Raw genomic sequence first — 26,603 nt, 5'->3', positions numbered from 1 at the left:
TTTCACAGCATCAGAAATAAAACCGGAGGCGATTGCCTCCGGTTTGCCGTGTGCCGCCTGCTGACTTACAGCGGAGAGACGGTGATGGTGTCGCCCATGCGCGCCATGCGCACGCGCTGACCCGGGCTGAACTTGGTGTCGCCTGCTTTCTGCACCACGACGATGTTCTCTTTCTGGTCGGTTTTGATTTCCAGCTCGTAGCCTGAGGTACGACCGGCCACTTCACCGATGCTGTTGCCCGCCGCGCCGCCGGCGATAGCGCCCGCCGCGGTAGCCAGCGTACGGCCGGTGCCGCCGCCAACGGTGTTGCCCAACAGCCCACCAATTACCGCGCCGCCGATCATCCCCAAGGCGTTGGAGCCTTCGCCGCCCTGAATTTTAACCGGACGCACGGAAACCAGCGTCCCGTAAGTGACGTTCTGCACCTGCTTGGCCTGCGAGGACGAGTAGACATCGCCGGACATGGATTCATTGGCACACCCAGCCAACGTAACGGCGGCGACGGCAACGACGAGAAGACGCTTGATCATATAAAACTCCTGATGGTAGTAGTCCATAACCTGGCAATGCTCACCAGGCAAGATTCAGTGAAAATGATAGACAAAGTATGGCTGAAAGTTGATACAGCGCCATGCCTCATCGCTGCACGCAGCTTAACTTTTCTCTGTTCAACCAATAATAAACCGCGGTTTACCTTTATGACAGCCTCACCGACATTCCGTTGCCGGTTAACGCACGGTTTAACACATAAAATGTGCCACAGCGACGCACCTGGCTCACGGCGCGTAAAAAAAGCATCATAATTCATGGCGTTAATTCGTCAATTCTGGTTTATTTGTCAGGATAAAATTTGCTTACCGTGCGGGTTAGAGGATGTTGCTATGAAGTCAGGCCGCTATATAGGCGTCATGTCCGGCACTAGTCTGGACGGAATCGATGTGGTATTGGCCGCGATTGACGATCGCATGGTGGCGCAGCAGGCCAGCTATAGCCATCCGATGCCGATCGCGCTGAAAAAAGAGATCCTGGGGATGTGCCAGGGGCAGCAAACCACGCTGGCCGCGGTCGGCCGGTTGGACGCACAGCTGGGCACGCTGTTTGGCGAGGCGGTGCTCGGCCTGCTGAAGCAAACCGGTATCGACGCGGATCATATCACCGCCATCGGCTGCCACGGCCAGACGGTATGGCACGAACCGGAAGGCGACGCGCGTTTCTCCATGCAGCTCGGCGACAACAACCGCATCGCCGCACTGACCAATATCACCACCGTCGGCGATTTCCGCCGGCGCGACATGGCTTACGGCGGGCAGGGCGCGCCGCTGGTGCCGGCGTTTCATCAGGCGCTGCTGGGGCATCCCGTCGAGCGGCGTATGGTGCTGAACATCGGCGGCATCGCCAACCTCTCTCTGCTGTTGCCCGGTGCGGCGGTGCGCGGTTTCGACACTGGGCCGGGCAACATGCTGATGGACGCCTGGATCTGGCGCCACCGCGCGCAACCTTACGATCAGGACGGCGGCTGGGCCATGCAGGGGCGCGTCTGTTTGCCGCTGTTGCAGCAGATGCTGGCGGACCCTTACTTCGCGCTGCCTGCGCCGAAAAGCACCGGCCGCGAGTATTTCAATATCGCCTGGCTGGAGCGGCAGCTGGCCGGATTACCGGCGATTGCGCCGGTCGACGTGCAGGCCACGCTCACGGAGCTGACCGCCGTCAGCATCAGCGAACAGGTGTTGCTGGCCGGCGGGTGCGAGCGTTTGCTGGTGTGCGGCGGCGGGGCGCGCAACACGCTGCTGATGGCGCGTCTGTCTGCGCTGCTGCCGGGGACGGAAGTTGGGCTGACCGACGATTTCGGCGTCAGCGGCGACGATATGGAGGCCTTGGCCTTTGCCTGGCTGGCGTTTCGCACGCTGTCCGGCCAGGCCGGCAATTTGCCTTCGGTCACCGGCGCCAGCCGTGAAACGGTGTTGGGTGGGATTTATCCGGTTTTGCCATTGGGGGGCCGTTAGCTCTGTTAGGATAGCCTGTGAAGGATTTTTCTAAGGAGCAACAGCATGAAAAAAGTCATTTTCGTCGCCGGCGCGCTGGCGCTGTCCGGCTGCAGCTACATCCTGCCGCAGAGCAGCCAGACGATGCACTACCAGTGCGGCACCACGCCGTTGACGGTGGCGCTCGACGGCAAGGCGAGCGAAGTCAGCCTGCTGATGGATGGCGAACAGCTGCATCTCAAGCAGGTGCTGGCGTTGACCGGCGCTAAATACAGCGACGGCAAATACACTTTCTGGTCGAAAGACCGCAATGCCTATCTTGAGCGCAACGGCAAGGTAGTCATGAGCGACTGCGTGTTGACGGAGTGACGGTCAGCGGTGGCGTCGGAGCGATTGAGTTCCTGGCGCCGCAGGCGCAGAATGTAACGACGGATTTTTCAGTTGGTCGATAACCCAGATGATTGAAAAGAATGAGTTTGATGTTGCGGACCTGCGCCGTGAATATACCCGAGGCGGCCTGCGCCGCAACGATCTGACCGCCAATCCGCTCGAGCTGTTCGAGCGTTGGCTGAAACAGGCCTGCGACGCGCGCCTGGCCGATCCGACCGCCATGTGCGTCGCTACCGTCGACGAACGCGGCCAGCCGTATCAGCGCATCGTGCTGCTCAAGCATTTCGATGAGCAGGGGTTGGTGTTTTACACCAACCTCGGCAGCCGCAAGGCGCAGCAGTTGGCGCAAAACCCGCATATCAGCCTGCTGTTCCCCTGGCACATGCTCGATCGTCAGGTGATTTTCCTCGGTCAGGCGGAGCGCCTGTCGACCCTCGAAGTGCTGAAGTATTTCCATAGCCGGCCGAAGGACAGCCAAATTGGCGCCTGGGTGTCGCAGCAGTCGTCACGCATTTCCGCGCGCGGCGTGCTGGAAAGCAAATTCCTCGAGCTGAAGCAGAAGTTCCAGCAGGGCGAGGTGCCGTTGCCGAGTTTCTGGGGCGGATTCCGCGTGAAATTCGACTCCGTCGAGTTCTGGCAGGGCGGCGCCCACCGCCTGCATGACCGTTTCCTGTATCAGCGGGACGGGAATGACTGGAAAATTGACCGACTGGCACCTTGAAGACGTAAAATCCCCCTCTAAGCGCTGGTGCTGACGCCGCCGGCGCTTTATTCTATGCGCTACCCTGAATTTTTATTTCGCCACTGGGCGAAAGGCCGTGTACCGGCAAAGGTGCATTCGTTTATACATGGAGTCATTGATGGCAAGCAGCAACTTGATTAAACAACTGCAAGAGCGGGGCCTCGTTGCCCAGGTTACGGATGAGGAAGCGTTAGCGGAGCGACTGGCGCAAGGGCCAATTGCACTGTATTGCGGTTTCGATCCGACCGCTGACAGCTTGCATTTGGGCCATCTGGTTCCTCTGTTGTGCCTGAAGCGCTTCCAGCTGGCCGGCCACAAACCGGTAGCGCTGGTGGGCGGCGCCACTGGCCTCATCGGCGATCCGAGCTTCAAAGCGGCGGAGCGCAAGCTGAACACCACCGATACGGTGAACGAGTGGGTGGAGAAGATCCGCAAACAGGTTTCCCCGTTCCTCGATTTCGACTGCGGCAGCAACAGCGCTATCGCGGCCAACAACTACGACTGGTTCGGCGGCATGAACGTGCTGACCTTCCTGCGTGATATCGGCAAGCACTTCTCCGTCAACCAGATGATCAACAAGGAAGCGGTCAAGCAGCGCCTGAATCGCGACGACTCCGGCATCTCCTTCACCGAGTTCTCCTACAACCTGCTGCAGGGCTTCGATTTCTCCGAGCTGTACAACCGCCACCAGGTGGAACTGCAGATCGGCGGTTCCGATCAGTGGGGCAACATCACCTCGGGTATCGATCTGACGCGTCGTCAGCATCAGAAGCAGGTGTTCGGCCTGACCGTGCCATTGATCACCAAGGCAGACGGCACCAAGTTCGGTAAAACCGAAGGCGGCGCGGTCTGGCTGGCGCCGGAAAAAACCAGCCCGTACAAGTTCTACCAGTTCTGGATCAACACCGCCGACGCCGACGTTTACCGCTTCCTGAAGTTCTTCACCTTCATGAGCCTGGAAGAGATCAACGCGCTGGAAGAAGAAGACAAGAACAGCGGCAAGGCGCCGCGCGCCCAGTACGTGCTGGCGGAAGAAGTGACCGGCATGGTGCACGGTGCGGAAGGCCTGGCGGCTGCCAAGCGCATCACCCAGAGCCTGTTCTCCGGCGCGCTGCATGACATGACCGAAGCGGACTTCGCCCAGCTGGCGCAGGACGGCATGCCGACCATCAAACTTGAGCGCGACGCCGATCTGCAGCAGGCGCTGGTGAATGCTGAACTGGTGCCGTCACGTGGCCAGGCGCGCACCATGATCGGTTCCAACGCGGTGACCATCAACGGCGAGAAACAGTCGGATGCCGAATACCGCTTCAGCGATGCGGACCGTCTGTTTGGCCGCTACACGCTGCTGCGCCGCGGCAAGAAACACTACTGCCTGGTGGACTGGCAGTAAGCGTATAATGATGGTAAGGGGCCCAGGCGGCCCCTTTCTTTTTGGGCAGCCGCCAGGCTGGCTGCCGCATTCCCAACGAGTTCTGTCGATGAAAAACATTCTTTCTATCCAGTCGCACGTGGTGTTTGGTCACGCCGGCAACAGTGCGGCGGAGTTTCCGATGCGCCGCATGGGCGTCAACGTCTGGCCGCTGAACACGGTGCAGTTCTCCAACCATACGCAATACGGTCAGTGGACCGGCTGCGTCATGCCGGCCAGCCACCTGAGCGAGATCGCGCAGGGCATCGCCAATATCGATCAGCTGAAACGCTGTGATGCGGTGCTGAGCGGTTATATCGGTTCGCCGGAGCAGGGTGACCATATTCTGGCGATCGTGCGTCAGGTTAAGCAGGCGAATCCGAACGCCTGGTATTTCTGCGATCCGGTGATGGGACATCCTGAAAAGGGCTGCATCGTGGCGCCGGGGGTGGCCGAGTTTCACTGCCGTCAGGCGTTGCCGTGCAGCGACATGGTGGCGCCGAACCTGCTGGAGCTGGAAATGCTGAGCCAGATGGCCGTCGCCAACGTGGACGACGCGGTGCAGGCCGCTCGATCGCTGATCGCCAAGGGGCCGCGATTGGTGCTGGTCAAGCACCTGGCCCGTGCCGGCTATCACACCGACTGTTTCGAAATGCTGCTGGTGACGGCGGACGAAGCCTGGCACATTAGCCGGCCGCTGGTGGACTTCGGGGCGCGTCAGCCGGTCGGCGTCGGCGATTTGACCAGTGGTCTGCTGCTGGTGGATCTGCTGAAGGGCGAGGCGCTGGATAAAGCGCTGGAGCACGTGACCGCCGCCGTGTATGAGGTGATGCTGACCACGCAGGCGATGGGCGAGTATGAATTGCAGGTGGTGGCGGCGCAGGATCGGATCGTGCAGCCGCGCAGCGAGTTCAGAGCGGTAAAACTGTAAGCGGCATCGGGCCCCGGCGAGAGCCGCCGGGGCTGAACCTTACTTCAATCCTTCGGCGTTCAGCGCCGCATCTACCGCCGGGCGCGCCGCAACGCGATCGAACCAGGCCGCCAGATGGGCGTGCTTGCGCACATCGAACTGCAGGGCGAATGCCCAGCGCAGCACGGTGAACAGGTAGGCGTCGGCCACGCTGAAACGGCTTCCCAACAGGAAGTGCTGCTTCGCCAGTACCGAATCCAGATAGCTGAACTGCTGCTCCAGCCTGGCGCGCGCGATGGCTTTATATTCCTCGGGCGTCTTCGGGTTGAACAGCGGGCTGAACCCTTTGTGCAGCTCGGTGGCGATGTAGTTCAGCCATTCGATCGCGTGGTAGCGCGACAGGGTGCCCGCCGCCGGGATCAGGTTACGGTCCGGCACGCGGTCCGCCAGGTATTGCACGATCGCCACGCCTTCGGTCAGCAGGCTGCCGTCATCCAGCAGCAGCGCCGGTACCTGTCCCTTGGGGTTGATGGCGAGGTAATCGGCGCCGCTCTCGGTTTTCTTCTGCGCCAGATCGACCTTCTCCGCCGTAAAATCCAGCCCTGCCTCACGCAGCACGATATGCGGGGACAGCGAACAGGCGCCGGCTTTATAGAACAGTTTCATCGGAAGCTCCTTGTTGATGACGAATGACGGGCATGCTTAACCTCTCATCGTAGTCCCACAGCGCCAAAATTACAGCGGCTTAGCTAACAAATTTAACCGACTATCGCCTCGGCGGGCTGCAGCTGCGCCAGCGTCGCGGCGATCTGCTGCTGCAGCGCCTGCGGCGCCACCTGCATCGGCGAGCGCAGTTCGTTGGCGATCAGCCCCTGTTGGGCCAGCACGGTCTTGACCGGCGCCGGATTCGGGAAGCTGAACATCTGGTGGATCATCGGCAACAGCTCATAGAAGTTGCTGCGCGCCGCGGCCAGATCGCCGGCGGCGACTTGCTGCACCAGCTGGACGAAACGTTCAGGGTGAACATGCGCGGCGGCGGAGATGGCGCCGGTGCCGCCGAGGCACAGCGTGGTGAGGATCAGATTGTCTTCCCCGGTCATCACATCGATTTCGCCGTCGGCGATTAGCGCCATGGTGGCGTCAGGGTTGCCGCCGCAATCCTTGATGGCGGTGATGCGGGGGTGACGTGCGAGCCGGCGCAGCGTGGCCAGCTCCATGGCGATGCCGGTGCGCTGCGGAATGTTGTACAGGATCACCGGCACGGTGGAGGCGTCGGCCAACTGGGTGAAATAGTCTATCAGGCCGCATTGCGAAGGGCGGATGTAGTAAGGCGCCGGGATCAGCACGCCGGCGATGTCGCGCAGTTGAATGGCCTGCTGTATCTGCAGCGTGGCGGCCATGTTATTGCCGGAAAGGCCCATCACCACCTGATGGGCGGGCGCCACCTCCAGCACGGCGTCGAGCACCGCCAGCTGTTCTTCCTTGCTCAGCGCGGCGGCTTCACCGGTAGAGCCGCAGACCACCAGGCCGTCGATGCCGGCGTCGAGCAGGTGCCGCGCCAGGCGTTTAACCGCCGGCAGATCGACGGCATCTTGATTGAAAGGGGTAACCATCGCTACCCAAATACCCGAAAATGAGGCCATAAAATATTCCTTCTGTGTGACCGACAGAGAAGCCAGATGAGAAAATTGAAGGCGGGGCATTGCAGACCATCCAGTCAGCTCATCTGACGGGACAGCTCGCCCCGGTCAAATGAGCGTCTGTTTCTTCGATGTAACCGCCGCCAAACCGCCAACGGGCAACGCCGGGAGAATCGGTGTATTAACGTTGCGCGGATAGGCCATGGCAGTCTCGTGAAAAGAGGATGTGGGGGTGATAATGAATATTCTTCATCAGGCTGTCAATTTACAACAGATTGATAACATTGTTATTCATGATGGGTGAGGGCAGATGAGTTTGGCTAATAAACGACAATCCCCGCGGCGGCGGGGATTGTTTGGCTGATTCAGCGCGGCGGGCGGGTACCGATGGTGGCGGACCAACTGAAGGTGTCGCCGCTTGGCCGGTAGCGGTTGGCCTTGCGTTCCGCGCGCTCTGCCTTGGCGAGCTTCGCTCTGGCGGCCATGATGCGCGCCACCACTTCATCTTTGACCTTGTGCTGTTCGGCGTTGGTCAGCGGCCGGCCGTGGCTTTTACGCGCTTTGTCCAGCTCGGTTTTGACTTCCCGTTGCTCGCTTTCCGTCATCTCTTTCAACGTCAACTTTTTCATCTTTGCCGCCCGTTCGGTGAAGTTGGCTTTCAGTTTAACGGCGTTATGTGACCGAAAATGTTATGGGCATAACGAAAATGCCCTGTAAGCCCAGGTTACACCTCTTCCAGCAGAGCGTCGACAAAGCGCCGCATCCGTTCGGTGCGCTGCTCGGCCATCTGTCGCCCGGCGGCGGTCTGGAAGCCGTCTTGCAGCTTGAAGAGCTTGGTTTCGAAGTGATCCAGGCTGAAACGCTTGTCGTCGTATTGACGATGCTCGGCCCGCGGATCCGCAGCGTCATACAGCGCGCTGCGCATGCGGCCGCCGATATAGAAGCAGCGGGCTACGCCAATCAGGCCAATGGCGTCGAGACGATCGGCGTCCTGCAGGATCTTCGCTTCCAGCGTTTGCGGAGGGATGCCGGCGGAAAAACTGTGTGCTTCGATAGCGTGGGCCACCGCCGCGATGTCCGCCGGCGACCATTCGAGCTGGGTCAGCGTCAGCGTGGCTTGCTGCGCCGCCATGCGCGAAGCCAGGTGACGCTGCGGCGAATTCTTTTCAACCGCCACGGCGTCATGCAGCAGCACCGCCGCGCAGAGAATGCGCCGGTCGCCGCCTTCCAGCTTGCTGATGCGGCGGCAGTTCTTCCAGACTCGGTGCAGGTGCGCCACATCGTGCGAGCCATCGTCCGATTCGAGGGTGAGCGGCAGCAGCGTTTGCGCCAGCGTCTGGTAGGGGGAAAACGGCTGTAACAGCTCTTGCGTCAGCGGGGGTAAAGACACGTTCAGCTCCTGTTGGGGGAAATCGGGCAATCAGCATAGCCGCGTCGGAGGTCGAGAGAATGACAGAAGACGACTATTGTTTACTAAAGTGCAACCTACTATTGTCATAACTGCGGTTTTTGCAGCGAAACAAGCAACCTAGAATAGCCGCATTCCGCCGTCTCCGCCTGGTGAGAGCCTGTGTCCGCGGAGATGGTCGGAATATCCTTATCAGCCATGGGAGAAGAGACATGCCAACCCCTCTTGAGATAGTGCGCGCGACTTACGAAGGCAGTTCCGAAGAAAACGGCCGTAATCTGCTGGCGGCGCTGGCCCCCGATGCCGAGTGGACCGAAGCCGCCGGTTTCCCTTACGCCGGTACTTATATCGGCCCGGAGAATATCATCAAGAACGTGCATCAGCGTTTGGGCAGCGAATGGCAAGGTTACCGCGCCGATGTCGATCACTTTTACGACGCCGGCGACAACGTGATTGCTCAGGGTTTTTATCACGGCACTTACCGGGCCACCGGCAAAGCCTTCAGCGCCTCCTTTGCGCATATTTATACGGTGCGCGCCGGCAAGATCGTGAAGTTCGTGCAGATTGTCGACAGCGCTAAAGTGCTGGAAGCGATGCAGCCTTAATCGCCGCTGTGCTTGCCGAATTTGCGGTCAAACTCGCGCCGGTAACCCCGAGCCTTGTTGCGATCGCGGATCCACAAATAGCCGCACACAAGCGCAACCGCTCCCGAGAAGGTGACGTTGCGCATATCCCGGTCATACCAAAACACCAACAGCGCATCCAGCGCAGCAATCAGCGCGATCCATTTGTACATATGGGATTGGCGCCGCGTGGCGGCGTTGAGTCGTTTTAACTGTCTGGCTTCGTCCAACACCGGTTTTTGCTGCATAGCGTTTCGTTATCATCAGGCTGTTCACGCTAAATTAGCAGAATCCTGCCAACTGCCGCAAAGATTAACGCACGCCGTCAGGCGGTTTTCAGCGTTCCCCGGGGCACGCTGAAAATTTATGCGCAGACGCTGGTATTGTTTATCGGGTGTGATAGGTTATTTATTCGCTATTTATGGGTTTTTATTCAATCATCGCTGTATCATCAAGCCGTAGCACTGGGCGGTTAACGTGATGGGTTCGACGCATGCGGCGGTTAACTTCGGCAGGAGAACATGATGAACGATAAGACGGCACGCCCGCAGGATGTGGTTCAACAACAGCTTGACGCCTATAACGCCCGCGATATTGAGGCCTTTATGGCCTGCTGGGCGGATGACGCGCAGTATTACGAACACCCCGACACGCTGCTGGCCAGCGGCAAGGCGGCGATCCGCGAACGGCATCTGGCGCGCTTTCGCGAGCCGAGCCTGTACGGCGAACGGATAAAACGCATGGCGGTGGGGAATATGGTGGTCGATCAGGAGGTGGTGACGCGCAACTTCCCGCAGGGGCGCGGCAAAATGGATGTCATCGCCATTTACGAAGTGGAACAGGGGCGGATCGCCAAAGCCTGGTTCAAGATCGGCCCCTGCGTGCCGGACGAAGGCGCGCTCTAGCCGCAATGCCGCTCACTTAAGCCTGAGTGGCATTTTTTTATCCAGCCTCTGGGCGTTCTGTGCAGGGGAATTGCCGTCAATGTTCCGCATTTATTTGTGGCCAATATGAACGGCAATTGGAGGGGCCGAAGGCGCGGCCCCTGGCTCGGTCGAGATGCGCCACATGGGGCATCTCACTTTTATCGACCGAAAATGTCACGAACGCCTGCAGAAAAACGCTTAACTAAATCAGCATTGCGCTCTAGCCGCGCCTTATTGCAACGCCATCACCGCCTCTATCTCTACGCACACTGCGGGTGAGAACAACGCGCTGACCGCCATCAAAGAACAGGCCGGCAGCGCGCCGTCGAAATAGTCAAATAGCACCGGGCGCACGCTCGCCAGATCGGCGATGTCGGTCAGGAACACGCTGATTTTAATCAATGCCTTGAGATTGACGCCTTCGCTGGCGGCGATGGTCGCCAACTGCTCAAGGATCTCCTGCGTTTGCTGCGGCGCGCTCAAGCCCTGCGCGTCGGTGGCGAAGGCCGTCAAGCCAGATACGTACAGGCGATCGCCGTGGCGCACGGCGTGCACATAAGGGCCACCCGGCGTAGGCAATTGCGGATAATTAATGCGTTTTAATGATGTCATGGTCAAACCCCGCGCAAGACCGGTTAATAAAATCGACAAACTTGGTTAGGATACTGGAGAAAACGCGGCAAAGCGCCGCACGCCGATGATATCTGAGAGAATCATCCCCCTTTATGTTATACGCCGTCTCTCACGCGAATGTGACAGTGCGGCGCAGATCGGCAACAAGGACGCAGAGACGATGAACCCGCTTTTTACGCCTTACCTGCAGCGCTGGCGGCTGGAGCAGGACGGCAAAGCCTTCGAAACCCACAGCAGTCTATTGATGCCGGTGCGTTACCGGGGCGCGGCGGCCATGCTGAAGATCGCCCGCGAGCAGGAGGAGCGCTTCGGTGGTCAGCTGATGTGCTGGTGGCGTGGAGAAGGTGCCGCGCAGGTGCTGGCGTGGCACGACGACGGCATTTTGCTGGAGCGCGCGCAGGGCGAAGGGTCGTTGGCGCAGCTGGTGCGTGACGGCGACGATGAACAAGCCACGCAGATCCTGTGCCGGGCGATCGCCGCCTTGCATGCGCCGCGGGCGGCGCCGTTGCCTGAGCTTATCCCGTTGCAGGAGTGGTTCAGCTCGCTGTGGCCTGCGGCCCAGGCGCACGGCGGCATGCTGCGTCTCAGCGCCACGGCGGCGGCGGAGCTGTTGAGCAGCCCGCGAGAAGAAAGCGTGTTGCACGGGGATATCCACCATGACAATGTGCTGGACTTTGGTGCACGCGGTTGGCTGGCGATCGATCCCAAGCGTTTGTACGGTGAACGGGGCTTCGATTACGCCAACATCTTCTGCAATCCCAACTACGGCGTCGCCACCGATCCGGCCATTTTCCATCGCCGCGTGGAACAGGTGTGCCGGTTGGCCGGGCTGGATCGCCGGCGTCTGCTGCAATGGATCCTGGCCTGGTCGGGGCTTTCCGCCGCCTGGTTCATGGAAGACGGGCAGGCGGCGGACATCGATTTTCGCGTCGCGGAACTGGCGGCGCGCGCGCTGGATCTCACGTTGCCGGACGGCGATTCAGGGTTCATCCTGCCAGTAATCGAGCGAGGCTGAAGGACGCTGCAGATAACGCACCTGCTCGCCGTCATTGCCGCGCGCCATCGCCTGGTATTTGCCTGAGTCCGGATACATCACCACTTCCGGCTGTTCGCGCGTGCTGACGGACAGATACTTAAGCGGCGCATCGGAGGTGTTGATGATCTGGTGCGGGTATTCCGGGCCAGGCGGAATGAAAATGACATCTCCGCTGACGATCGGCAGCATTTCTCCGGCTACCCGCAGCGTTCCGCTGCCTACCAGAATGATGAACATTTCCTCCTGAGCGTAGTGAAAATGATAGGGGCAGGAACGCATGCCCGGCGCCACACAATCGAAGGAGGCGTCCAGCTTGTCGGCGGCGGTGCCGGTGCCGAGACGAGCGCCGACGCTGTCATACAGCGGCGGCCGCCGGTCATGCTTCATCTCTACCTGTTCGACATTGCGTATCAAGCGCTGGGCCAACAGCGCGGCTTTCTCGGTCATAAGCTTCCTTGGTGACGGCGTCACTTATTATGTGAATTGACATTCAGACGACAGAGAAAGTGAAGGCGCCACGGCGCCGCTTGTCAATGTAGACCGCCCGTTACGTCACGGTGGTTCGCCGCGGCAGCGACAGCAGCAGATGCGCGATGGCGCCGCCGACAATGCCCCAGAATGCCGAACCGATGCCGAGCAACGTGACGCCGGAGGCGGTGATGAGGAAGGCGATCAGCGCCGCGTCGCGCTGTTTTTCATCATGCAGCGCGCGTTGCAGGCTGCCGCCGATGGTGCCGAGCAGCGCCAGCCCGGCGATGGTGTGGATCAAGGCGACCGGCAACGCGCTGAACAGCAGGCCGATGGCGCCGCCGAACAACCCGGCCAACAAATAGAAGCCGCCGGCGGCCACCGCGCCCATATAGCGCCGCTGTGGATCGGGATGCACGTCCGGCCCCATGCAAATCGCGGCGGTAATGGCGGCGATGCATACCGAGAAACCGCCGAATGGCGCCAGCAGCAGCGCGGTCAGCGCCGTCCAGGCGATCAGCGGTGAGGTGGGGACACGGTAGCCCGCCGCCTGCAGCGTAGCGATCCCGGGGGCGTTCTGTGAAGCCATGGTGACCACGAAGAAGGGCACGCCGATGCCGAGCAGCGTCGGCCAGCTGAAATGCGGCGCGATAAATTCCGGCACGGCGACCGCCGGCGCCTGTTGCGCCAGATGGATATCGCCCTGTAGCGCGGCGATCGCCAGCCCAATCGCCAGCGTCAGTACGATGGCATAACGCGGCAGGTAACGGCGGCTGAGCAGATAGGCCAGCCCCATACCGGCGCTGAGGAGGAAATTGAGCTGCAGTGAAGCGAAGGCGTCCAGCCCGAAACGCAGCAGGATCCCCGCCAACATCGCGGCAGAAATCGCCTGCGGAATATAATCCATCAGGCGGGCGAACAGCCCGGTGACGCCGCAGAGCAGGATCAGGCCCGACGCGAAGATGAACACCCCGATCGCCTCATTGATCGGCGTGCCGGGCAGGCTGGTGACCAGCAGCGCCGCTCCTGGCGTCGACCACGCGGTGAGGATCGGGGTGCGATAGTACAGCGAAAGCCCCAGCGAGGTGACGCCCATCGCGATCCCAAGCGTGCTCAGCCAGCCGCCGATCTGCGCCGGCGTGGCGCCTGCGGCGGCGGCGGCCTGGAAAATGATGGCGGCAGAGCTGGTGTAGCCGACCAGAACGGCGACAAAGCCGGCCATGACGGCGGGCAGGGTCAGATGGCGCAAGGAGAGGGCTGGGCGCATGAGGAGCTCCAATCGGTGAGTGTGCGTTATAACGCACGGTAAGAAATCAGCATAGCACCGTGCGCTATAGCGCACAAGCGGGTATAATCGAGCGCGATATGCAGAGGAGAACAGGATGCAGGAACTTGCCGGCCATTTGGCGCACACCCTTCGCACGCTGCGCGCGCAGCGCGGCTGGAGCCTGACGCAGGCGGCGGAATACACCGGCGTCAGCAAAGCGATGCTTGGGCAGATTGAGCGCGGCGAATCCAGCCCGACGGTGGCGACGCTGTGGAAGATCGCCACCGGTTTCAACGTGGCGTTTTCCGCCTTTCTTGAGGCGTCGCCCGCGCAGCAGCAGGCGACGCTGCACCGCTACGGCGAGCTGCCGGTGTACGATCAGGACAACGCCGATATGCGCGTGGTGCCGCTGTTTCCCTACGATCGCCAGCTGGGTTTCGACATGTTCGTCATCGATCTCGCGCCGGGCGCGCTCAGCGAATCGTCGCCGCATGAGCCGGGCGTGATTGAGCATGTGATCGTGATCAGCGGCCGGTTGGAATTGGCGATAGACGGCGAGTGGCACAGCCTGGCAGCCGGCGAGGCGATGCGCTTTCAGGCCGATCGGCCGCATGCCTACCGCAACGCCGGTTCACACACGGTGCGCATTCACGATCTGATCCACTATCCTCAATCCTGACTCAACGCGGCGGCCGCGGGCTTTGACTCCGCGCCGCCAAACGCCTACCTTGTTGAAAATGACTCTTATTTCACAGGCTGTCGCCCATGACGGGGCGGCGTTGCAGCCGACTCAAAAGGAGCTTGATTTTGCCGGTCACCAATCGACGTCAGTTTATTAAACTCAGTGCGCAAACCGCAGGAGCCGTATTCGCGATGACTTCATTACCCAACAGTATCCGCCTGGCGATGGCGGCGGAGGGCGGCGCGGCCGCCGGCGATGAATTCCTGTGGCTGGAAGAGCTGCAGGGTAAAAAAGCGCTGCAATGGGTGCAGCAGGAAAATCAGCGCACCGTGGCACGTTTCGGCCAGGGCGAAGACTTTCAGCGCATTGAGCGCGAAGTCCTGGATATCCTCAATAAAGACACCCAGATCCCGTGGGTGAGCAAACGCGGCGAGTACTATTACAACTTCTGGCAGGATCAGGCCAACCCGCGTGGCCTGCTGCGACGCGCCACGCTGGACGAGTACCGCAAGGCCAAACCGGCCTGGGAGACGGTGCTGGATATCGATGCGCTGGGCAAGGCGGAGGGCAAGGATTGGGTTTATCAGGGCTCGCAGCCGCTGGCGCCGGAATACCGTTATTGCCTGATGCAGCTGTCGCCGGACGGCGGTGACGCCACCGAAATCCGCGAATTCGATTTGGTTGCCAAACGCTTCGTCAAAGAGGGTTTCAACGTGCCGGTGGCGAAAAGCCGGGTTTCCTGGGTCGATCGGGACACGCTGTTCATCGCCACCGATTTCGGCCCCGGCTCGATGACCCAGTCCGGCTACGCGCGCATCGCCAAACGCTGGCGGCGCGGCACGCCGCTGAGCGCCGCCGAAACGCTGTACGAAGCGCAGCCCGAGGACATGGCGGTCTTCGCCTATCACGACCGCACGCCGGGCTTTGAGCGCGATTTCGTCGGCCGCAGCCTGGACTTCTACCGCCGCGACTATTTCTTGCTGACTCAGGACGGCCGGCAGAAAAAAATCGACATCCCCGCCGACGCCGAGCTGGATACGCATCGGGAATGGCTGCTGATCAAGCCGAGCAGCGATTGGGACGTGGGCGGCAAGCGCTATCCGTCCGGCTCGCTGTTGGCGGCCAATTTCGACGACTATCTGGCGGGCAAGCGCGAGCTGCAGCCGCTGTTTACCCCGACGGCGGAGCAGGCGCTGAGCGGCTACAGCGGCACTCGCGATCACCTGATCCTCAGCATCATGGATAACGTGGTCAACCGACTGGAAGTGCTGACGCCGCAGGGCGGCAGCTGGCAACGTCGCCCGCTGGGCAACCCCGGCGCCATCAGCACCCTTTCCGCCGGCGGCATCGACGACGAGAGCAACGCCTATTTCCTGACGGTCAGCGGGTTCCTGCAGCCGACCTCGCTGTATATGGGCAACCTCGACGGCGGGGAAGCGACGCTGCTGAAACAGGCGCCGCAGGACTTTGACGCCGCCGGCTATCAGGTCAGCCAGCATTTCGCGCGCTCCAAGGACGGCACCCGCGTGCCGTATTTCCAGATCGCCGCCAAAGATCTCAAGCTGGATGGCAGCACGCCGACGCTGCTGTACGGCTACGGCGGTTTTGAAGTGCCGCTGCTGCCGGGCTATCTGGGCGGCAAAGCGCCGGCCTGGCTGGAGCGCGGCGGGGTATACGTGGTGGCCAACATTCGGGGCGGCGGTGAATTTGGTCCGGCCTGGCATCAGGCGGCGCTCAAGCAGAATCGTCATCGTGCCTATGAGGATTTCGCCGCCGTGGCCGAAGACCTGTTCGCGCGCAAGGTGACTTCCGCGCCGCATCTCGGCGCGCGCGGCGGCAGCAACGGCGGTCTGCTGGTAGGCAATATGCTGACGTTGTATCCGCAGCTGTTCGGCTGCATCGTCTGCGAAGTGCCGCTGTTGGACATGCAGCGCTATACCCAACTCTCCGCCGGCGCGTCGTGGATCGCGGAATACGGCGATCCGAGCAAGCCGGAGCAGTGGGCCTATATCAAAACCTTCTCGCCGTACCACAATATTCAGGCGAAAACGGCCTATCCGCCGGTGCTGTTCTATACCGCCACCAGCGACGATCGGGTCAACCCGGCCCACGCGCGCAAAATGGCGGCGCGCATGCAGGCGATGGGGTATCAGCAGGCTTACTTCTACGAAAATACCGAGGGTGGGCACAGCGCCGCCGCCGACAAGCAACAGGCGGCGTTCCACAGCGCGCTGGTGAGCGAATTCATGTGGGCTAACCTGAGCGGCAAGCGCAAGCCAGCGTAAACACGTTTCTTGCGGGCATAAAAAAACGCCGGGGGTTAACCCCGGCGTTTCTATTTACGCTCAATCCGCAGGCGATCAGTGAGCCGCCGTGGCTTCCTGCGCTTTCTGATTCAGGTCTTCGCTGGTGTCCAGCGTCATGCGGTACAGTTTCGGCGCGGTCAGCATCATCAGGATGGCGATGACGGCGGTGGCGATGCCGATTTGCATAAACACATGGCTGTAGATGGCCAGCGAAGCGTGCGCGTCGTTGATGTCGCTGGGGACGGCGGTCAGACCGGCGACTTTACCGGCGATCAGTGCCGCGGCGGCGGTGGTCAGGAACCAGGAACCCATGATGAAGCCCATCAGACGCTGCGGCACCAGTTGCGCCACCATCGCCAGACCCAGACCGGAAATCATCAGCTCGCCGATGCTCTGCAGCGCGTAGCTCAGGATCAGCCAGTTGACCGACACGATGCCCTGTTCGTTGGCGAAGCTGGCGCCCCATGGCAGCACCAGGAAGGCGCAGGAACACAGGATCATGCCGAAAGCGAACTTGTGCGGCATCGGCAGGCGATCGCCCATCTTGTTATACAACGCGGCCAGAATCGGGCTGGCGAGCATGATCCAGAACGGGTTCAGCGCCTGGTACTGCTCCGGCTCGAAGGCGACGCCGAAGATGCTGTGCTCCACGTTGTGGATGGCGAAGAAGTTCAGCGACGTCGGCATCTGGCTGTACAGCACGAAGAACACCACCGCTTCCAGCATCAGCAGGAAGGCGACGATCATTTTACGGCGTGCGGCGCCATGCAGGGCGAAGGCTTCCTTGGCGAACACGATCACGATCCCGGCGGAGATGAAGGCCAGCGCCCAGCGCGCGATCACCTGGTTGTGCAGCAGCCAGCTGGACACGGCGACCAGCGCCACGATGCCGACCAGCACCATCAGCAGTTTCGGCAGATGTAGCGGCTTGAAGTCAGGCCTGGAGCCGTTTTTCTTCACCCACTTGTGGCACATCATAAAGTTGACCAGGGTGATCAGCATGCCGACCACGCTCAGGGAGAACGCCACGCTCCAGCCGTACTTCGCCGCCAGCCACGGGGTAGCCAGCATGGAGAAGAAGGAACCGATGTTCACCGACATGTAGTACATGGTGAAGGCGCCGTCGATACGTGGGTCGTCTTTCTCATAGCAGGTGGAGAGCAGGGAGGACGGGTTAGCCTTGAACAGGCCGCTGCCCACGGCGATGGTCGCCATGCCCAGGTAGACCCAGAAGATGTCGTGGCCGGAGTAGGCCACCATGGCGTAACCGGCGGCCAGCACCAGCGCGCCGAGCACGATCACGCGTTTGGCGCCCAGCACCTTGTCGCCCAGCCAGCCACCAATGGCGACGAAGCCGTATACCAGGGCGCTGAAAGAAGAGAACAGGGTGATGGAGTCGGCTTCGCTCAGACCGAGCATCTTGACCAGATAAACCGCCATGATGCCTTGCAGGCCGTAATAGCCGAAGCGCTCCCACAGTTCGATCGAGAAGATCAGATAGAATGCTTTCGGTTGTTTGAACGCGTTAAGGCTCACGCTCTCCTGGTGTTGGTTGTTTGCTGTTGACACTGGTACCTCTGTTTTTTCGCAGCCCGTCTTTAGGGGACGGGAAAGTACAAAAGTTGATGCGGAACGGCATCCTTTTGCGTTGTTATAGGATGGGGACGGCGGTTAATGTTCACTATCTTTGTCAACGTGGCAAGCTGTTTGTCATATTCGGTTACATTTAACGCCGGCAGGATTATGCCACGATGTTGCAAATGTTATGCAGTATTAACTTTCGGCTTTTGGTGGTTTATCGATTTTTTGTTTTGACTAAAAGCTATACGAATTTTAAACAGGGATATATTCTGCTGAATTGCTATTTTTTAGCGCATCAGTGTACGTGAGGTTATTAATCCGTTGGAATGTTGTGTATATGGCGCGATTTGTAAAATTATAGAAATTCAGGAAAACGGGGCTGGCATTTGTGAACGCCTTGTGATCCCGAAAGCGTGACGTTCACCGCAATTTTCGACTAATTTTTTGCTTGAAAATAACGCAGCGATGGGTTTCTTACTGAAAACCGTGATAACGCCGGGGTTACTGCTGCGCGATATCACATTTTTGATAAAAAAGCGGCGTTGGCGAGGGAAGAGGACGCGGCGGGTGCGGTTTGCCGCACCCAACTGACTCAGGATTCCGGATAAACCTTTTCTTTATATTCGCACAGGTCTTCGATGATGCAGGAGCCGCAGCGCGGTTTGCGCGCGATGCAGGTGTAGCGTCCGTGTAGGATCAGCCAGTGATGGCAATCGACCTTGAATTCGGCGGGCACCACCTTCAACAGTTTCTCCTCCACCTGATCGACGTTCTTGCCCGGCGCAAAGTGGGTGCGGTTGCACACCCGGAAGATATGGGTGTCCACGGCGATGGTCGCCCAGCCGAAGGCGGTGTTGAGCACCACGTTGGCGGTTTTGCGCCCAACGCCCGGCAGCGCCTCCAGCGCGGCGCGATCTTCCGGCACTTCGCCGCCGTGCAGCTCCAGCAGCATGCGGCAGGTCTTGATCACGTTTTCGGCCTTGCTGTTGAACAGACCGATGGTCTTGATGTACTCCTTGACGCCATCAACCCCCAGCGCCAGCATGGCGGCGGGGGTGTTGGCGACCGGATAGAGTTTGGCGGTCGCCTTGTTGACGCTCACGTCGGTGGCCTGCGCAGACAGCAATACCGCGATCAGCAGCTCAAATGGCGTGGTGTACACCAGCTCGGTGGTCGGATGCGGATTGTTGTCGCGCAGCCGGGTCAGAATTTCCAGTCGCTTCTGCTTGTTCATCAGGCCTTCTCAGCACGTCCTTGTTCCAGCAGCGGTTCCGCCGCCACGGCGCGGGCTTTGCGCGCCTTCATTCTTTCGTCGATCAGATACTTGACCGCCAGCAGCAGGCCCAGGCCGATAAAGGCGCCTGGCGGCAGCATGGCCAGCAGGAACGGGCTGTCGAAGTGCACCACTTCGATGCGCAGCGATTTGGCCCAGCCGCCCAGCAGTTGATCGGCGCCGTCGAACAGCGTGCCGTTGCCCAGCAGCTCGCGCATTGAACCCAGCGTCACCATGACGCCGGTGGCGCCGAGGCCGATGGCCATGCCGTCCAGCGCCGAGAGGCCGACCGGTTTCTTGGCGGCCACCGCTTCGGCGCGGCCCACGACGATGCAGTTGGTCACGATCAACGGAATAAAAATGCCGAGCGACTGATACAGACCGAAGGCATAGGCGTTGATCAGCATCTGCACGATGCTCACCACCGCGGCGATGATCATGACGTAGATTGGAATACGCACTTCGCTTGGCACCCAGCGACGCACCGCGGAGATGGAGGCGTTGGTGAGCGTCAGCACCAGCGTGGTGGCCAGCCCCAGGCCCAGCGCGTTGGTGACGGTGGAGGTCACCGCCAGCAGCGGGCACATGCCCAGCAGCTGCACCAGGGCGGAGTTGTTCTTCCACAACCCCTGGACGATCAATTCTTTGGCTTCACTCATTCGCTGGCTCCACACGCAGGTAAGCTTTCAAGTTTAGGCGGCAGCGTTTCCATATACAACGCCGTGCGGCGCACCGCATTGACCACCGCACGCGGGGTGATGGTGGCGCCGGTGAATTGGTCGAACATGCCGCCGTCTTTCTTCACCGCCCAGCGTTTGTCGTCCGGGCCTTCGATTTTCTTGCCGCTGAAGAAGGAAATCCAGTCGGAAATGCGCAGTTCGATCTTGTCGCCCAGCCCCGGGGTTTCATGGTGTTCAATCACCCGGGTGCCGAGTACCGTGCCGTTGAAATCGGCACCGACCAGCAGCTTGATGGCGCCGGAGTAACCGTCCGGCGCGGTGGCTTCCAGCGCGGCGGCGGTCGGTTGCCCGTTTTTGCGCGCCAGGTATAAACGGTGTGGCGCGCCGTCGCCCAGCGCCGGATCGCTGACCAGGAAGCATTCGTTCTGCATGACGTTGTCGTAATTTTCCGGCGGCACCACCTGATCGAGCAGGGCTTTTTGCTGCAGCGCCGCCTGATGCGCGATGGTGGTTTTCGTCAGGGCGTAGACCACGGCGGTGAGGCCGGTGGTGACCGCCGCAAACACCGCCAGCGTGGTGCCGTGCTTTCTCATGGAATTCAGCATGGCGGCTCCTTAGCGATGGCCGTACACGCGCGGCTGCGTGTAGTGGTCGATTAACGGGACGGTGATGTTGGCGAGCAGCACGGCAAAGGCCACGCCGTCAGGGTAGCCGCCATAAACGCGGATCAGCCAGACCAGCACGCCGATCAGCGCGCCGTAGATTAAACGGCCCTTCGGCGTGGTGGAGGCGCTGACCGGGTCGGTGGCGATAAAGAACGCGCCCAGCATGCTGGCGCCGGAGAACAGGTGGATCAGCGGCGAAGCCTGATGCGCCGGATCGAGCCACCAGGCCAGACCGGAGCAGAAGGCGATAGCGGCCAACATGCTGAAGGGGATCTGCCAGTGGATCAGGCGGCGCGCCAGCATAAACAGGCCGCCGGCCAGAAAGCCGAGGTTGACCCACTGCCAGCCGATGCCCGCCAGCGCGCCGCCGAACAGCGGCTGCTGCAACACCTGTTCAACGCTGTGGCCGCTGCGCAAACCGGTTTTGAAGCCGTCGAGCGGTGTAGCCTGGCTGATGCCGTCAACGCCCATCTGCAATTCGTGCAGCGTCGCGCCCTGAGCGGTATGGCCGCTGAAAATGGCCAGCAGCGTGTCGTGGAACGACAGCGCGGTGGCGCGCAGCTCATCCGGCGGCAACCAGCTGGTCATCTGCACCGGGAAGGAGATCAGCAGCACCACGTAACCGACCATCGCCGGATTGAACGGGTTCTGCCCAAGGCCGCCGTACAGCTGTTTGGCGATGACGATGGCGAAGAAGGTGCCGATGACGATCATCCACCACGGGGCCAGCGGCGGCAGGCTGATGCCGAGCAGCAGCGCGGTCAGCAGGGCGGAGTTGTCCGCCAGCCGGCTGCGCACCGGCAGCTTGCGCAGCCTGAGGATCGCGCCTTCTGCGGCCAGCGCGACGATCGCCGCCAGCGCCACCTGAATCAGCACGCCATAACCGAAGAACCAAATCTGTGCTGCGATGCCGGGAATGCAGGCCAACATCACCCACAGCATAATGCGGCTGGTGCTTTGCTGGTTGTGGGTGAACGGCGAGCTGGCGATGTGTAAGCCTTTGGCGGCTGTGGGTGATACCGGCCTGAACTTCATAGAGTAACGATACCTTCTGCGCCGCGCCTGCGGCAGTTTCGATGCGCCGAATTGCGGGCGCGGCAAAAATAATAGCCGAGCATTCTACCTGATTCGATGCGAGGGTAATACGCCTTAATGATAGGGGTATTCGGCTTTTCGCACCCGTTGAGATCGGCGTGGCGCGATTTGATTTTTTTTTGGCCGGAAAATGGGCTAACGTGAGGAATTGTCTGTGGAACTTGTGCCGCCATCGCCCCTGAGAAATGGGGTAACCGTATGAATGAAATATCATTTTTGTCCAGATTTCCGCACAAAATAACAACTTTCACATAATACGTGTAGGTTACTATCGCGAACATTATTGAGTCAGTGAATCCATAATAATGACAAATGAAGACATTTTTTTTATTGAAGAGCTAATTGAGTGGGTGGAGATACATCTGGAGAAACGGCCAAACCTGGATGAAGTTGCGCGTATTTCGGGCTATTCCAAGTGGCATCTGCAGCGTAAATTCAAGCGTATTACCGGCATTCAACTCGCCACCTATATCCGTTCGCGCATCCTGACGCGCGCCGCGGTGGCGCTGCGCATCACCCGTCGCTCCATCATCGACATCTCCGATGAGCTGGGCTTCGACTCGCAGCAGACCTTTACTCGCATGTTCAAGCAGCGCTTCGGCACCACGCCCAATCGCTACCGCTCGATGGAGCACTGGGACGTGAAAAACCTGATGCCGCGCTTTAACTTCGAAGCCAGCTACGGCGCGGGATATTATCCGGAAGTGAAGCGGCTGACGCTGCCCGAGATGCAACTGGTCGGCTTCTCGCGCCGGCTGGATTTCGCCTCCGAACAAGAGCTGGAGTACGCGTCCTGCATGGCGATGAAGGACGAGATTTTCAATGACTTCTTCAAGGGGTTGCACGTCGACTGCCGGCGAATTTACAGCATTTATTGCCCGCAGGCCGGGGAAGGTGACGAGCTGTCGTCCACGCTGGTGATGGCGGTCGATCCTGAACATAAAAAGGACATTCTTTCCAATCATCAGATAGACACCATCCATCTGCCGAGCCGCGAGTTTATCTCCATCAACCATAAGGGCACGGCGAAGGAGTGTCTGCAGTTTTTCGGTTATCTGGTGTCGCATGTGATGCCGGGGCTGAAGGATAAGGTGCGCGGCAGTATGGAAATGGAGATCATTCAAACCAAAGAGTGGAACCCGGAGTCCAAACTGCGTCAGATTGAAGTGGACTACACCTATCTGATCTCTATCGATTAAACGGCGCCCGGCGTAGGCCAGGCGCCGCCGTCATCATTTGTCTTCCGTTTCCGCCGCCAGCGATTCTCTGGCGGCTTTTTTGGCTTTGGCGCGGGCGATAGCCGCCGCAACCGCCGCCTTGCGCGGATCTTCTTCGGCGGCAGCTGGAGCCGGTTCTGTCTCGGCCGGAGCGTCCGCCTGCTGCGCCGCTTTTTTGGCTTTGGCGCGGGCGATAGCCGCCGCGACCGCCGCCTTGCGCGGATCTTCTTCGGCGTCAGCCGGAGCCGGTTCTGTCTCGGCCGGAGTGTCCGCTTGCTGCGCCGTTTTCTTGGCCTTCACGCGAGCCAGGGCGGCGGCGACTGCCGCTTTACGCGGATCTTCTTCGGCGGCAGCCGGAGCCGGTTCTGTCTCAGCGGGAGTGTCCGCCTGCTGCGCCGCTTTCTTGGCCTTCACGCGAGCCAGGGCGGCGGCGACTGCCGCTTTACGCGGATCTTCTTCGGCGGTAGCCGGAGCCGGTTCTGTCTCGGCCGGAGCGTCCGCCTGCTGCGCCGCTTTCTTGGCTTTGGCGCGGGCGATAGCCGCCGCGACCGCCGCTTTGCGCGGATCTTCTTCGGCGGTGGCCGGAGCCGGTTCTGTCTCGGCAGGAGCGTCCGCCTGCTGCGCCGTTTTCTTGGCCTTCACGCGAGCCAGGGCGGCGGCGACTGCCGCTTTACGCGGATCGTCCTCTGTCGCGGCAGGGGCGGTGATGTCTGCGGCCGGTGCCTCTTTGCGCGCCTTCACGCGGGCCAGCGCCGCGGCCACGGCGGCCTTACGCGCGTCGTCGCCTGAGGTTGCCGGCGAGGCTTGTTCCGCTTCGGCCGCCAACTGGGCGCGCCGTTCACGCGCCTGCGCTTTACGCGCTTCGCGGGCGGCGATCATCTCTTTGTTGTCTGGCTGCTGGCCGTCGACCGGCGTAACCGCCGCTTCGGCATTCTTGCTGCGTACGCGCGCCAGTGCGGCCTGTACCGCCCCCTGATCGTCGTCGGTCAGTTTGACGGCGGCCTTTTTGTGCCGCTCTTCGCGCGCCAGTTTCTCGCGCTCCAGACGCGCCAGCTTGGCCTCGTAACGCGCCTTGGCCTCGGCGGTGCGCGCCGCTTCCAAATCGATAGCCTTGATTTCGGCCTTTTCCTGCCGGTAGTACTGCACCAGCGGAATGTTGCTGGGGCAGACGAACGCGCAGGCGCCGCATTCGATGCAGTCGAACAGGTTGTGGTTGCGCGCCTTGTCGTGCTCCTGCCCGCGGCTGAACCAGTACAGCTGTTGCGGCAACAGCCCGGCAGGGCAAGCGTCCACGCACAGGCCGCAGCGGATGCAGGATTGCTCGGGTTCCTGCGGCGTCATTTCATCCACCGTCGGCGCCAGAATGCAGTTGCTGATCTTGACGATCGGCACGTTCAGCGCGGGCAGGGTAAAGCCCATCAGCGGGCCGCCCATCACCACCATCTGCTGCGCCTGCGGACGGAAACCGACGAAATCAAGCAGGTGCTGCACCGGCGTGCCGATGCGTGCCCACAGGTTGCCAGGGCGCTCGACCGCCTCGCCGGTCAGGGTCACCACGCGCTCAATCAACGGTTCGCCGTCGACGATCGCCCGCTTGATGGCGAAGGCGGTGCCGACGTTTTGCATCAGCACGCCGATAGCGGAGGAGTGCTTGCCGTGCGGCACTTCCTTGCCGGTCAAAATCTTGGTCAGCTGCTTGGCGCCGCCGGACGGGTATTTGGTGGGGATGACGCGCAGGGCAATGCCGGACTGGCCGCGCAACGCCTGTTTCAGCGCCGCGATCGCCTCCGGCTTGTTGTCTTCGATCCCGATCAGTGTGACCTTGGGCTGCAGAATGTGTTGCAGGATCTGCGTGCCTTCAACGATCTGATCGGCATGTTCCTGCATCAGGCGATCGTCGGCGGTGATGTAAGGCTCGCACTCGGCGGCGTTGAGGATCAGCGTTTCCACGCCGCTCATGCCGCCTTGCAGTTTACTGGCGGTCGGGAAACCTGCGCCGCCCAGACCGGCGATGCCGGCCTGATGAATACGTTGAATCAGATCTGCGGCGGGCGATTGGCGGTAATCCGCCACCGGCTCGCGCTCGCACCAGCGGTCTTCGCCGTCTGCCTCGATAATCACGCACAGCTCCGACAGCCCGGAAGGGTGAGCGGTGATGTGCGGCGTGATGGCGCTAACGGTGCCCGAGGTCGGGGCGTGCACCGGCACGGTGCGCCCGCGGCCGACGGTCAGCGGCTGGCCTTTCAACACCCGATCGCCGGCGTTGACGCACAGTTCGCCTTCCGGCCCCAGATGCTGCTGCAGCGGAATGATAAAGGTCTTGGGCAGAGGGGCGACACGCAGCGGCGCGCCGCTCGACTGAGTCTTCATTTCCGGTGGATGGATCCCGCCGTCGAAATCCCAGATCCGGTCTTTTTTAAAGGCGGCGAACAGATTAAGCATGTTGCTCCACGTGGATCACTTGCACCGGGATCGTCTTCATGTCCCACTTCCAGTTGGCGGTGGTGGTGGCGACCGGTCTCATTTCAATACAGTCGGTAGGGCAAGGGGCGACGCACAGATCGCAGCCGGTACAGAGGTCGGTAATGACGGTATGCATGGCGCGGGTGGCGCCGACGATGGCGTCAACCGGGCAAGCCTGAATGCACTTGGTGCAGCCGATGCAGTTGGCCTCGTCGATATAGGCCACTTTACGCTCCGGCTCGGCGGCGGCTTCGCTGCCCAGCGGCTGCGGCTCCACGTTGAGCAGCTCCGCCAGTTTCAGCATCACCTGTTCGCCGCCCGGCGCGCATTTGTTGATCATCTCGCCGTTGGCCACCGCCTCGGCATAGGGGCGACAGCCGGGGTAGCCGCACTGGCCGCACTGGCTCTGTGGCAAGATCGCGTCGACCTGCTCGGCGACCGGATCCTCTTCCACCTCAAAACGGCGCGCGGCGTAGCCCAGCACCAGTCCGAACAGCAGCCCGAGCGCGCTCAAAGCCGCGATAGCTATCCACAACGCAGTCATTAGAATTTCACCAGCCCGGTAAAGCCCATAAAGGCCAGCGACATCAGCCCGGCGGTGATCAGTGCGATCGAGGAGCCGCGGAACGGCGCCGGCACGTCGGCCACCGCCAGACGTTCGCGAATGGCGGCGAACAGCACCATCACCAGCGAGAAACCGGCGGCGGCGCTGAAACCGTAAACGGCGGACTGCAGGAAGTTATAACCGAGGTTGACGTTAAGCAACGCCACGCCCAGCACCGCGCAGTTGGTGGTGATCAGCGGCAGGAAGATACCCAGCAGGCGATAGAGCGCCGGGCTGGTCTTGCGCACCACCATCTCGGTGAACTGCACCACCACGGCGATCACCAGAATGAAGGAGAGCGTGCGCAGATACACCAGATCCAGCGGAACCAGAATAAAGGTGTTGATCACCCAGGCGCTGACGGAGGCCAGCGTCATGACGAAGGTGGTGGCCATTCCCATGCCGATGGCGCTTTCCAGCTTCTTGGAAACGCCGAGGAACGGGCACAGGCCAAGAAACTTCACCAGAACGAAGTTGTTCACCAGTACGGTGCCGACAAACAGGAGCAGGTATTCGGTCATTGCGATGCCTAAAAAAATAAAAGCCGCCTATTATCGGGAATCGGCGGCCGGACGACAACATATGAATCGCAGGGGTATTG

General features: G+C 60.9%; 28 protein-coding genes. 11 read left to right on the top strand and 17 right to left on the bottom strand.

Translation table 11 applies throughout. The features are described from left to right. Nucleotides 1–65: 65 nt before the first annotated feature. Nucleotides 66–530 (bottom strand): glycine zipper 2TM domain-containing protein, encoded by a 465-nt coding sequence (locus tag ACJ8J1_RS08285; protein WP_025159710.1) that lies wholly within the window; start codon nt 528–530, stop codon nt 66–68. A gap of 351 nt (nt 531–881) precedes the next feature. Between ACJ8J1_RS08285 and anmK the strand changes: the two genes are divergently transcribed. The 5 genes from anmK (at nt 882) to pdxY (ending at nt 5,456) form a co-directional block, all read left to right on the top strand. Continuing rightward, complete coding sequence (anmK, locus tag ACJ8J1_RS08280; protein ID WP_033642929.1) at nt 882–2,003, top strand: anhydro-N-acetylmuramic acid kinase; 1,122 nt, start codon at nt 882–884, stop codon at nt 2,001–2,003. Between the two features lie 45 nt (nt 2,004–2,048). Next, on the top strand, nt 2,049–2,351 hold the full coding sequence (locus ACJ8J1_RS08275; RefSeq protein WP_004931294.1) for an MliC family protein: 303 nt from the start codon (nt 2,049–2,051) through the stop codon (nt 2,349–2,351). Between the two features lie 88 nt (nt 2,352–2,439). Further along, nucleotides 2,440–3,093 carry a pyridoxamine 5'-phosphate oxidase gene (gene pdxH / locus ACJ8J1_RS08270; protein WP_033642930.1) on the top strand — a complete coding sequence of 218 codons (654 nt, stop codon included), beginning with the start codon at nt 2,440–2,442 and terminating at the stop codon, nt 3,091–3,093. Nucleotides 3,094–3,232: 139 nt separating this feature from the next. Continuing rightward, a complete protein-coding gene (gene tyrS, locus ACJ8J1_RS08265; protein WP_033642931.1) occupies nt 3,233–4,507 on the top strand; it encodes a tyrosine--tRNA ligase in 1,275 nt (424 codons plus the stop codon). Between the two features lie 88 nt (nt 4,508–4,595). Beyond that, on the top strand, nt 4,596–5,456 hold the full coding sequence (pdxY, locus tag ACJ8J1_RS08260; RefSeq protein WP_033642932.1) for a pyridoxal kinase PdxY: 861 nt from the start codon (nt 4,596–4,598) through the stop codon (nt 5,454–5,456). 39 nt (nt 5,457–5,495) lie between these two features. On the opposite strand, the gene gstA is transcribed toward pdxY, so the two are convergent. From gstA to ACJ8J1_RS08240, 4 genes are all read right to left on the bottom strand, one after another. Then, a complete protein-coding gene (gstA, locus tag ACJ8J1_RS08255; protein ID WP_033642933.1) occupies nt 5,496–6,101 on the bottom strand; it encodes a glutathione transferase GstA in 606 nt (201 codons plus the stop codon). Nucleotides 6,102–6,193: 92 nt separating this feature from the next. Then, the gene (dapA, locus tag ACJ8J1_RS08250) at nt 6,194–7,078 is read right to left on the bottom strand and encodes a 4-hydroxy-tetrahydrodipicolinate synthase (RefSeq protein ID WP_033642934.1); all 885 of its coding nucleotides are present in this window, start codon (nt 7,076–7,078) and stop codon (nt 6,194–6,196) included. 362 nt (nt 7,079–7,440) lie between these two features. Further along, the gene (locus ACJ8J1_RS08245; protein WP_033642935.1) at nt 7,441–7,704 is read right to left on the bottom strand and encodes a DUF3811 domain-containing protein; all 264 of its coding nucleotides are present in this window, start codon (nt 7,702–7,704) and stop codon (nt 7,441–7,443) included. A 95-nt stretch (nt 7,705–7,799) separates the two neighbouring features. Next, on the bottom strand, nt 7,800–8,495 hold the full coding sequence (locus ACJ8J1_RS08240; protein WP_080273387.1) for an HD domain-containing protein: 696 nt from the start codon (nt 8,493–8,495) through the stop codon (nt 7,800–7,802). Nucleotides 8,496–8,695: 200 nt separating this feature from the next. Between ACJ8J1_RS08240 and ACJ8J1_RS08235 the strand changes: the two genes are divergently transcribed. Continuing rightward, nucleotides 8,696–9,088: a nuclear transport factor 2 family protein gene (locus tag ACJ8J1_RS08235; protein WP_033642937.1), complete on the top strand. Its 393-nt coding sequence runs from the start codon at nt 8,696–8,698 to the stop codon at nt 9,086–9,088. On the opposite strand, the gene ACJ8J1_RS08230 is transcribed toward ACJ8J1_RS08235, so the two are convergent. Beyond that, complete coding sequence (locus ACJ8J1_RS08230) at nt 9,085–9,354, bottom strand: hypothetical protein (protein ID WP_033642938.1); 270 nt, start codon at nt 9,352–9,354, stop codon at nt 9,085–9,087. The two genes, ACJ8J1_RS08235 and ACJ8J1_RS08230, sit on opposite strands and share 4 nt — an antisense overlap. 276 nt (nt 9,355–9,630) lie before the next feature. Between ACJ8J1_RS08230 and ACJ8J1_RS08225 the strand changes: the two genes are divergently transcribed. Then, on the top strand, nt 9,631–10,011 hold the full coding sequence (locus ACJ8J1_RS08225; protein ID WP_033642939.1) for a nuclear transport factor 2 family protein: 381 nt from the start codon (nt 9,631–9,633) through the stop codon (nt 10,009–10,011). A 252-nt stretch (nt 10,012–10,263) separates the two neighbouring features. On the opposite strand, the gene ACJ8J1_RS08220 is transcribed toward ACJ8J1_RS08225, so the two are convergent. After that, on the bottom strand, nt 10,264–10,644 hold the full coding sequence (locus tag ACJ8J1_RS08220) for a RidA family protein (protein WP_033644265.1): 381 nt from the start codon (nt 10,642–10,644) through the stop codon (nt 10,264–10,266). 181 nt (nt 10,645–10,825) lie between these two features. Between ACJ8J1_RS08220 and ACJ8J1_RS08215 the strand changes: the two genes are divergently transcribed. Further along, entirely contained in the window at nt 10,826–11,680 is an 855-nt protein-coding gene (locus tag ACJ8J1_RS08215; RefSeq protein ID WP_033642940.1) for an aminoglycoside phosphotransferase family protein, read from the top strand. Here the strand turns inward: ACJ8J1_RS08215 and ACJ8J1_RS08210 are convergent. Beyond that, complete coding sequence (locus ACJ8J1_RS08210; protein ID WP_442520336.1) at nt 11,645–12,148, bottom strand: cupin domain-containing protein; 504 nt, start codon at nt 12,146–12,148, stop codon at nt 11,645–11,647. The two genes, ACJ8J1_RS08215 and ACJ8J1_RS08210, sit on opposite strands and share 36 nt — an antisense overlap. 100 nt (nt 12,149–12,248) lie before the next feature. Next, nucleotides 12,249–13,436 carry a benzoate/H(+) symporter BenE family transporter gene (locus ACJ8J1_RS08205; RefSeq protein ID WP_033642942.1) on the bottom strand — a complete coding sequence of 396 codons (1,188 nt, stop codon included), beginning with the start codon at nt 13,434–13,436 and terminating at the stop codon, nt 12,249–12,251. 115 nt (nt 13,437–13,551) lie between these two features. On the opposite strand from ACJ8J1_RS08205, the gene ACJ8J1_RS08200 reads away from it, so the two are divergent. Next, on the top strand, nt 13,552–14,115 hold the full coding sequence (locus ACJ8J1_RS08200; RefSeq protein ID WP_033642943.1) for a helix-turn-helix domain-containing protein: 564 nt from the start codon (nt 13,552–13,554) through the stop codon (nt 14,113–14,115). A 194-nt stretch (nt 14,116–14,309) separates the two neighbouring features. Next, a complete protein-coding gene (locus tag ACJ8J1_RS08195) occupies nt 14,310–16,403 on the top strand; it encodes a prolyl oligopeptidase family serine peptidase (RefSeq protein WP_442520335.1) in 2,094 nt (697 codons plus the stop codon). Between the two features lie 75 nt (nt 16,404–16,478). On the opposite strand, the gene dtpA is transcribed toward ACJ8J1_RS08195, so the two are convergent. The 5 genes from dtpA to rsxD all read right to left on the bottom strand — a co-directional run bounded on the left by dtpA (nt 16,479) and on the right by rsxD (nt 21,658). Next, nucleotides 16,479–17,993 (bottom strand): dipeptide/tripeptide permease DtpA, encoded by a 1,515-nt coding sequence (dtpA, locus tag ACJ8J1_RS08190; protein ID WP_033642946.1) that lies wholly within the window; start codon nt 17,991–17,993, stop codon nt 16,479–16,481. A gap of 604 nt (nt 17,994–18,597) precedes the next feature. Next, on the bottom strand, nt 18,598–19,239 hold the full coding sequence (nth, locus tag ACJ8J1_RS08185; RefSeq protein WP_019455952.1) for an endonuclease III: 642 nt from the start codon (nt 19,237–19,239) through the stop codon (nt 18,598–18,600). Further along, nucleotides 19,239–19,937, bottom strand: coding sequence for an electron transport complex subunit E (locus tag ACJ8J1_RS08180; protein WP_033642947.1), 699 nt, complete (start codon nt 19,935–19,937; stop codon nt 19,239–19,241). The genes nth and ACJ8J1_RS08180 overlap by 1 nt, the downstream gene beginning before the upstream one ends. Beyond that, complete coding sequence (gene rsxG / locus ACJ8J1_RS08175) at nt 19,934–20,563, bottom strand: electron transport complex subunit RsxG (protein ID WP_033642948.1); 630 nt, start codon at nt 20,561–20,563, stop codon at nt 19,934–19,936. Before rsxG ends, ACJ8J1_RS08180 begins: the two co-directional genes overlap by 4 nt. Before the next feature lie 9 nt (nt 20,564–20,572). Then, complete coding sequence (gene rsxD, locus ACJ8J1_RS08170) at nt 20,573–21,658, bottom strand: electron transport complex subunit RsxD (protein WP_033652582.1); 1,086 nt, start codon at nt 21,656–21,658, stop codon at nt 20,573–20,575. A 365-nt stretch (nt 21,659–22,023) separates the two neighbouring features. On the opposite strand from rsxD, the gene ACJ8J1_RS08165 reads away from it, so the two are divergent. After that, the gene (locus tag ACJ8J1_RS08165) at nt 22,024–22,917 is read left to right on the top strand and encodes a helix-turn-helix domain-containing protein (RefSeq protein WP_033642950.1); all 894 of its coding nucleotides are present in this window, start codon (nt 22,024–22,026) and stop codon (nt 22,915–22,917) included. Nucleotides 22,918–22,950: 33 nt separating this feature from the next. On the opposite strand, the gene rsxC is transcribed toward ACJ8J1_RS08165, so the two are convergent. The 3 genes from rsxC to rsxA are packed head-to-tail and all read right to left on the bottom strand — an operon-like array spanning nt 22,951 to nt 26,523. Further along, a complete protein-coding gene (gene rsxC, locus ACJ8J1_RS08160; RefSeq protein WP_033642951.1) occupies nt 22,951–25,377 on the bottom strand; it encodes an electron transport complex subunit RsxC in 2,427 nt (808 codons plus the stop codon). Then, on the bottom strand, nt 25,370–25,942 hold the full coding sequence (rsxB, locus tag ACJ8J1_RS08155) for an electron transport complex subunit RsxB (RefSeq protein ID WP_004938428.1): 573 nt from the start codon (nt 25,940–25,942) through the stop codon (nt 25,370–25,372). Before rsxB ends, rsxC begins: the two co-directional genes overlap by 8 nt. Continuing rightward, nucleotides 25,942–26,523: an electron transport complex subunit RsxA gene (rsxA, locus tag ACJ8J1_RS08150; protein ID WP_004938443.1), complete on the bottom strand. Its 582-nt coding sequence runs from the start codon at nt 26,521–26,523 to the stop codon at nt 25,942–25,944. The genes rsxB and rsxA overlap by 1 nt, the downstream gene beginning before the upstream one ends. Nucleotides 26,524–26,603: the final 80 nt, after the last annotated feature.

It is taken from the genome of Serratia sp. CY37869 (assembly GCF_052168895.1).
Lineage (GTDB): Bacteria > Pseudomonadota > Gammaproteobacteria > Enterobacterales > Enterobacteriaceae > Serratia > Serratia ureilytica.
The sequence above is the reverse complement of the archived record's forward strand: the minus strand, read 5'-3'. Positions and strand labels throughout refer to the sequence as shown.